Raw genomic sequence first — 7,238 nt, forward strand, 5'->3', positions numbered from 1 at the left:
CAGCAGAGGACTCCGTGATGAATTGCCTCAAGAGCACCGGCATCGCACTGCTTGCCGCCACCACACTCGCCGCCACCCCGGCCATCGCCCAGGACAAGGTCTCGCTTACCGTCAACACCGTGCAGATCTTCGGCACGGTCGACCCGGCCAAGGTCAACGACTACACGGAATACATGGCGATCGTGAACCTTTACGACGCCCTGACCACCGTTGACGGCGACGGAAAGATCGTGCCGCAGCTGGCAGAAAGCTGGGAAATCTCGGACGACAGCAAGACCTACACGTTCAAGCTCAAGGACGGCGCGACCTTCCAGGACGGTTCGCCGGTCGAAGCCAAGGATGTGGTCTGGTCGTTGCAGCGCCTCATCGCCCTCAACGAGGGACCCGCCTATCTCTTCGCCGAGCTGATCAAGCCCGAAAACGTCAAGGCCGTCGACGAACGCACCGTCGAAATCACGCTGAACCGCGTCCACTCTCCCTTCATCGCCTCGACGCCGCTGATCCTCGTGGTCAACTCCGATCTGGTGAAGGAGCAGAACGACGGCGAATGGGGCGAGACCTTCCTCGCCGACAAGCCCTCCGGCGCCGGCCCCTACAAGCTCGACAACTGGACGCGCGGCTCCGGCATGACGCTGTCGCGCTACGACGGCTACCACAGCGGCTGGACAAAGGGGCGGCCGATCGATGAACTGCGTTTCATCGTCACTCGCGACGAAGCGACCGTGAAGGCGCTTGCGACCCGCGGCGAACTCGGCATGTCCTCCCAGTACCAGGGCAGCGAGACCTATGAGGCGATCGACAAGCTCGACGACTACCACGTGCTGTCCGTCGACACGGCGACCGGCTTCTACCTGAAACTCAACAACCAGCGTCCTCCCACGGATGACGTGCACATCCGTCGCGCCATCGCCTACGCGATGGACTATGCGACGATCCGCGAGGTCATCTATCCGGGCAGCGAACTCAAGGGCCCGCTCGCTCCGGCCTTCGCCGACGCCTACGACAACGACCTTCCCGCGCCCGAGTTCAATCTCGAGAGGGCGGCCGAGGAGTTGAAAAAGTCGAAATACGCCGATGGCGGCCCGGTCAAGCTCTCCCACGTCTATGTCGCCAAGACCGCATTCGAGGAAGAGATCGGCCTGCTGTTCAAGGCTACGCTCGATTCCATCGGCTTCGACGTGGATCTTCGACCCGAGCCGTGGAACCGGATCACCGAACTTGCCTCCTCGCCGGAGACGACGCCGAACGTGACGCAGGTCTTCTACGGTCCGACGTATCCGTCTCCGGACTCGGTCTTCTTCGTCCAGTATCACTCAAAGGCCAAGGGCACCTGGTCCTCGATGAGCTGGGTCGACGATCCGCAGATCGACGCCCTCATCGACAAGGCTCGCGAGACGGTCGAAACCGGTCCGCGCAACGAGATCTACAAGGATCTTCAGGTCCGGCTTCAGGAGCGTCAGTCCGACGTGTTCCTGCTTGCCCAGAACAAGCGCATCGCCGCCAACAGTTGCCTCAAGGGCTACTACCAGGTGCCGATGCAGAGCTGGGACTACGACTTCGCCCACATGTGGTGGGATTGCGAAGCCAAGTAATCCAGCCGTTTCAGGAATCCCTCTCCCCCAGGGATGATCGAGCCGGTTCTGCCCGGCCAACTCGGACCCGTCGCGCTAAGTCGCGGCGGGTCTTTTTTGTGCCTTGCCGCGCATCCGCCGACGTCCCGCCGGGGCAACGGCAGACAGGCATCTCTGGGGCGCTTCGGTGAGGGGGCTTCGGTCGGCAGCTCCCGCCGCCATCCGTCTTTCTCAGGTCGCTGTGGGCACCGAAGCGTCGCGAAGCGGATCATAGACGGAATAGCCGTTCCGGCCGCTCCGCTTGGTCTCGTAGAGAGCCGCGTCCGCATCCTGCAGGTGGTCCGAAAGCTGCTTGCCGCTTGCCGGATCCCAGACGCTGAGGCCGACGCTGACGGACGTCTCGATGACAACGCCGGTGTGAATGACAGGTGTCGATGACACGAGCCGCGCAAGCGCCTCGGCAAAACCTTCCGCATCGTCAACCTCACGGACCGGCAGCAGCACGGCGAACTCGTCTCCCCCCAGCCTCGCCAGCACATCCGCCGGCCGCAGCATGCCCTTCGCAAGGCTGGCAACATGAACGAGGCAGGCATCACCCGCGCCGTGACCGTAGGTGTCGTTGATCACCTTGAGGCCGTCGAGGTCGATCATCACCACGCAAACCTTCTCCCCCTGGCGCTTCGCCCGCTTGGCGATCAACGCGGTGCGATCGCGCATGCCGCGACGATTGAGAAGTCCCGTGAGATCATCGCGCGTCGCGAGGGCCACCAGCTCGGAATTGAGCCGATCGATGGCCATCAGCAGGAAGCCGAAGTTGAGCGTGCTGGTGCCGATGATCGTCGCCATGAGCAGCCAGGCCGCAAAGGAGAAATACTCTTCGTCGGAAAGCGAGCCTGCGACGCGCATCAGATTGGAAATCACCTCGACCGACTGCCCGCAGAGCGCGATGCCGGCGGCGACAAGCGCCACCCTGGTCCCCAGCCCGAGGCTCTCATCCGACTTGAGCGCCAGTGCGCTGAAGATCATCGGAGGTATCTGGATCGCGGAAAAGACGGCGTTCTGCCCCGCCCTGGTGTCGCCTGCTAGCGCCAGGGCAATCACGCAGGCCGTCATGTAGGCCATGGCCAGCGGCCACCGCGCGGAGCGCCCGAGGAAGACCTGCACCCCCTGCCAGATCAGGCTATAGCCCAGGCCGATGGCGACAATGCCGAGGAATGTCCAGAAACGTGCACTCTCGGCGGCCTCGATGAACAGCATGATCCCGCCAAAGCTCGTACAGACCAGCGCCGCCAACCAGAACCGCGCCGCCACGAGTTTCGGATAGGAAATGGCGACACCGGCCCATACGACGGCGATGCCGATTGAATTCAGCAGGATGACGACATAGAGCGTCGTGAAATCGAGAGTCATGAAGGCTCTTTAACTGTCAGGCCCTTGCCGCATCCGGGCGATCTCGCCCGACGCCGCTTGTCATGGCTTGCCCCCCATGCATGCCCAACTGCCCTGTCTGATAAGCCGCCGCCCTGAACAAGTCACTACAAATACCGAGGCAAATTTACGAAAATCAAGCCAAAATCTCGGCGTGTCGCAGCGCAACCGTCGATGGTGTCGGCTCAAGCAGATTGACCGGGGGCGTAGGTCATGGTCTTAGTGGCGACGTCGGTTTCTTTCGAGAATGAAAAGGGAATCCGCCCCTGTGTGACAACAGGGAACCGGAACTGCCCCCGCAACTGTAGGCGGTGAGCTCTCTCCAGATATGCCACTGGGCCAGAAGGTCCGGGAAGGCGGGGAAAGCGTCGATCCGTCAGTCAGGAGACCTGCCGACACGGGTTTCAACACGACCGGGCGGGGTGCCTCGGGGAAAGGACACGACATGGTTTCTTGGACAATCGGGACAGGTTTCGTCCCCGTTCGGATGCCGTGGGGATCCGAACCCTGGTCTTGCGCCGCCCGTTCCGTCTGACGGGAAAGACCAGATGAGCCACATTCTCCGCGCCCTCGGCGCAGTCGCTGCCCTTGCAATCGTTTCGCCGGCCAAGGCCGAGGCAACCCTCTATCCGCTGACGCTGACCAACTGCCGCCTGGAGATCACTTTCGATGCGGCTCCCGCAAGTGCGGTGACCCTTGGCCAGTCGGCAACGGAGATCCTCTATTCCCTGGGGCTTGCGCCCAAGGTCACGGGAACCGCGGTGTGGTTCAACCCGGTGCTGCCGGAGTTCGCGGAGGCGAACGCGCGGATCGAGCGGCTGGCGGACAATGATCCCAGCTTCGAAACCGTGGTCGCGAAGAAGCCCGGCCTCGTCGCCGCGCAATACGAATGGCACGTCGGCGAGGCTGGCATTGTCGGTACGCGCGAAATGTTCCACGACCTGGGCATTCCGACATACATCCTTCCCGCGGATTGCGACACCAAGGACAATTCGACCGGCGGCGACGGAACGCGGGTCGGAGCCTTCTCGACCGCCTCGGTCTACAAGGGCATCCGCGAGCTGGCGGCGATTTTCGATGTTCAGGAAGCGGGAGAAACCCTCGTTTCCGACCTGAAGGCCCGAGAAGCCGAGGCGATTGCACGCGCCGGCGCGCTCGACCTGCCCGACGACCTGTCCGCCGTCTTCTGGTTTTCGTCCGCCGATCTGGAAATCGATCCCTATGTCGCCGGGCGGCTGGGGGCACCAGGCTACATGATGTCCAAGCTCGGGATCCGCAACGTCATCGAGTCGGATGAGGAATGGCCGACAGTGGGTTGGGAGAGCATTGCCAAGTCCGACCCGGACGTGATCGTCATTGCCTACATGGATCGCCGTCGCTTTCCCGCCGACGACATCGAGAAGAAGCTCGAGTTCCTGCGCAACGACCCGGTCGCCAGCCAGATGACGGCCGTGCGCAAGGGCCGCATCATCCGGATGGATGCCCATGCGATGAGCGCCACGCTGCGCACCATCCACGGGCTGGATGCCCTGTCCAGGGCTCTTGCGGACCAGAGCTTCGCCGAATGAGCGAGGCCGCCCTGCCTCTCTATCGTCGCCGGAGCCTTCCCTGGCTCTGGCTGACGCCGCCGGTGCTGCTGACGGCGATCCTGCTCGGCACGGCGATTGGCGAGACCAACATCCCTTTTTCAACCGTCCTGCAAAGTCTGGCAAACCGGTTGTGGGATGCGGGTTACCCTGTCGATCGCATCGACGAGGGCATCATCTGGAGCTATCGCCTGAGCCGGGCCATCGTCGCCGCCGCCTGTGGTGCCGGACTGGCCCTGACCGGCGTCGTGCTTCAGGCGCTGTTGCGCAATCCGCTGGCGGAACCCTACCTGATGGGGCTTTCCGCCGGAGCCTCGACCGGTGCCGTCCTTGTCTCGGTCGCCGGCTTCGGCGCCGGTGCGGTGAGCCTGTCGGGCGGCGCGCTGATCGGGGCGCTCGCCGCATTCGGACTGGTGGTCTTTCTGGCTCATTTCTCCTCCGGAGGCTCCGGTGGCGGCCGCGCAACCCAGGCCGCCGCCGCGATCATTCTGGCGGGCATCGCCGGCTCTCAGCTCTTCAATGCACTCACCGCCTTCATCATCGCCAAATCCGCGAATGCCGAACAGGCCCGCGGCATCATGTTCTGGCTCATGGGAAATCTGTCCGGCATCCGCTGGGAGGATGTCGGCATGGCCGTGGCCGCCGCGCTCTTCGGGCTTGTCGTCTGCCTTTGGCATCGGCGCGCGCTCGATGCCTTCACCTTTGGCGCCGACAGCGCGGCCTCGCTCGGCATCGCCGTGCGCCCGGTGCGCGGCATCCTGATTTGCGTCACCGCGCTGATGACCGGCGTCATGGTGTCCAAGGTCGGAGCCATCGGCTTCGTCGGACTTGTCATTCCCCACGCCATGCGGTTCCTGGCCGGCACGCGACACCACCGCCTGATACCTGCCTCGGCACTGGCAGGCGCGGTTTTCCTGATCGCCGCCGATGTTCTTTCGCGCATCCTCGTGCCGGGCCAGGTGCTGCCCATCGGCGTCATCACCGCGCTCGTCGGCGCTCCCGCCTTCGCGGTCATCCTGGTTCGCGGGAGCCGTCGACAATGATCCTTTCCGCCAGGAATGTCTGTGTGTCGGTCCACGGGACCGGCATCCTGCACGATGTTTCGCTGACCGTCCGCCCGGGCGAATGCCTCGGCCTGATCGGTCCGAACGGATCGGGAAAATCCACCTTGCTGCGCTGCCTCGCCGGGCTGCGCGCGCCGAATGCAGGGCAGGTCACGCTGGATGGCGCGCCGGTTCGGCGGATCAAGCCGCGCGATCTCGCGCAAAGGCTGGCGCTGGTCGAACAGCAGGCGGAGACAACCGACCGCATCACCGTGCGCGATGCCGTCGAACTGGGCCGCACCCCCTTCCTCTCCGCGCTGCGGCCCTGGAGCCGGCAGGACGACGCCAGGGTCGCCGACGCTCTCGAAGCGGTCGAGATGAGCGCATTTGCCGACCGTCTCTGGCACACGCTCTCGGGCGGAGAAAGGCAGCGGGTCCACATTGCGCGCGCGCTGGCGCAGGAACCCCGGATCCTGCTGCTGGACGAGCCGACCAACCATCTGGACATCCGCCACCAGCTCTCGATCCTCGAACTGGTGCGCGGCCTTCCCGTCACGGTCGCCATCGCGCTGCACGACCTCAATCAGGCAATGGCCTGCGACCGGCTTGCGATGATGGACCGGGGTCGCCTGATCGCCTGCGCCTCTCCCGCCGAGGTCCTGACCGAGGGCCGGCTGCGCGAGGTCTTCGGGGTCGAGGCGACCTTCCTGTCGCCAGAGCCAGGTTCCCCTCCCTTGATGCGGTTTCGCAAGGCAATCTGAAACAGGTGTCCCGATGAGATTTCTTCTGGCTCTCGCCATGATCATGAGTGTCTCCACCGCTTCGGCGGAAACCTACGAGGTGCGCATGCTGAGCCGCGGCGCGAGCGGTCCGATGGTCTACGAACCGGCCATGCTCGCGCTCGCCCCCGGCGACAGCGTCCGCTTCATCGCTGCGCAGCGCGGCCACAACGCGGCCTCTATCCCCGAGATGCTGCCGGCTGGCGCCAAGCCGTTCATCGGCAAGATCGACGAGGAAATCACCATCCGCCTCGACGCGCCGGGGATCTACGGCATCAAGTGCTCGCCGCACTACGCGATGGGCATGGTCATGCTGATCACAGTCGGCGACGTCGAGGCGCGGGCGCAAGATATCCCGCAGGACCTGCCGCGCCGCGCCAGAACAAGGTTCGAGGCAATCCTCGCCACCAGCGGCAAGTGAGCCTCGCTCATCACGACGACCGGCCGGCAGCGTCATCGGGAAAATGCATGGCGATCAGGACGATGTATCTGATCGCGCCGTGGGGCCGGTCCTCGTTGTAGTGCCGACGCCAACCCTCCAGCTTTCCGCGAGCGTCGGCAAGACTCGGGACCGGTGGGCATTCAGACATTTCGCCCGGAGCTTGCAGTTGAACGCCCGGCAAACACACACTTTCAATGCGAGCTGAAAACAGCATCAGATCGCGAGGCATTCAACATGCCACCCGACAAAATATCTAGCGATTTAAAGAAGATAAGTGGTGCCCAGGGCCGGAATCGAACCAGCGACACGCGGATTTTCAAGCCGCCCCTGAGAACACCGATAGTGCAACAGCGACAACACCTTAGGTAACCCAGCGATCAACCCTGTCA

6 protein-coding genes, 1 pseudogene and 1 riboswitch are annotated in these 7,238 nt (G+C 63.9%); of the genes and pseudogenes, 5 read left to right on the forward strand and 2 right to left on the reverse strand.

The window, feature by feature from the left end:
• The first annotated feature begins 17 nt into the window (after window positions 1-17).
• The gene (locus ACN0WF_RS16280) at window positions 18-1,592 is read left to right on the forward strand and encodes an ABC transporter substrate-binding protein (RefSeq protein WP_417773831.1); all 1,575 of its coding nucleotides are present in this window, start codon (window positions 18-20) and stop codon (window positions 1,590-1,592) included.
• A gap of 210 nt (window positions 1,593-1,802) precedes the next feature.
• Here ACN0WF_RS16280 and ACN0WF_RS16285 read toward each other — a convergent pair whose 3' ends face one another.
• Window positions 1,803-2,981 carry a GGDEF domain-containing protein gene (locus ACN0WF_RS16285; RefSeq protein ID WP_417773832.1) on the reverse strand — a complete coding sequence of 393 codons (1,179 nt, stop codon included), beginning with the start codon at window positions 2,979-2,981 and terminating at the stop codon, window positions 1,803-1,805.
• A gap of 233 nt (window positions 2,982-3,214) precedes the next feature.
• A riboswitch (cobalamin riboswitch) is annotated at window positions 3,215-3,411 on the forward strand.
• A gap of 136 nt (window positions 3,412-3,547) precedes the next feature.
• Between ACN0WF_RS16285 and ACN0WF_RS16290 the strand changes: the two genes are divergently transcribed.
• The 4 genes and pseudogenes from ACN0WF_RS16290 (at window position 3,548) to ACN0WF_RS16305 (ending at window position 6,828) form a co-directional block, all read left to right on the forward strand.
• Window positions 3,548-4,567 (forward strand): ABC transporter substrate-binding protein, encoded by a 1,020-nt coding sequence (locus ACN0WF_RS16290; protein WP_417773833.1) that lies wholly within the window; start codon window positions 3,548-3,550, stop codon window positions 4,565-4,567.
• Window positions 4,564-5,628, forward strand: a complete 1,065-nt coding sequence (locus tag ACN0WF_RS16295) for a FecCD family ABC transporter permease (protein WP_417773834.1) — start codon at window positions 4,564-4,566, stop codon at window positions 5,626-5,628. Before ACN0WF_RS16290 ends, ACN0WF_RS16295 begins: the two co-directional genes overlap by 4 nt.
• A 59-nt stretch (window positions 5,629-5,687) precedes the next feature.
• Window positions 5,688-6,389, forward strand: a pseudogene (locus ACN0WF_RS16300) (ABC transporter ATP-binding protein); the annotation flags it as partial.
• 13 nt (window positions 6,390-6,402) lie between these two features.
• Window positions 6,403-6,828, forward strand: a complete 426-nt coding sequence (locus tag ACN0WF_RS16305) for a pseudoazurin (RefSeq protein ID WP_417773835.1) — start codon at window positions 6,403-6,405, stop codon at window positions 6,826-6,828.
• A 10-nt stretch (window positions 6,829-6,838) separates the two neighbouring features.
• Here the strand turns inward: ACN0WF_RS16305 and ACN0WF_RS16310 are convergent, their stop codons facing one another.
• Window positions 6,839-7,078 carry an integrase core domain-containing protein gene (locus ACN0WF_RS16310; RefSeq protein WP_417773836.1) on the reverse strand — a complete coding sequence of 80 codons (240 nt, stop codon included), beginning with the start codon at window positions 7,076-7,078 and terminating at the stop codon, window positions 6,839-6,841.
• Window positions 7,079-7,238: the final 160 nt, after the last annotated feature.

Origin of the sequence: Stappia sp., from assembly GCF_048268045.1 — a bacterium.
Classification (GTDB): domain Bacteria; phylum Pseudomonadota; class Alphaproteobacteria; order Rhizobiales; family Stappiaceae; genus Stappia.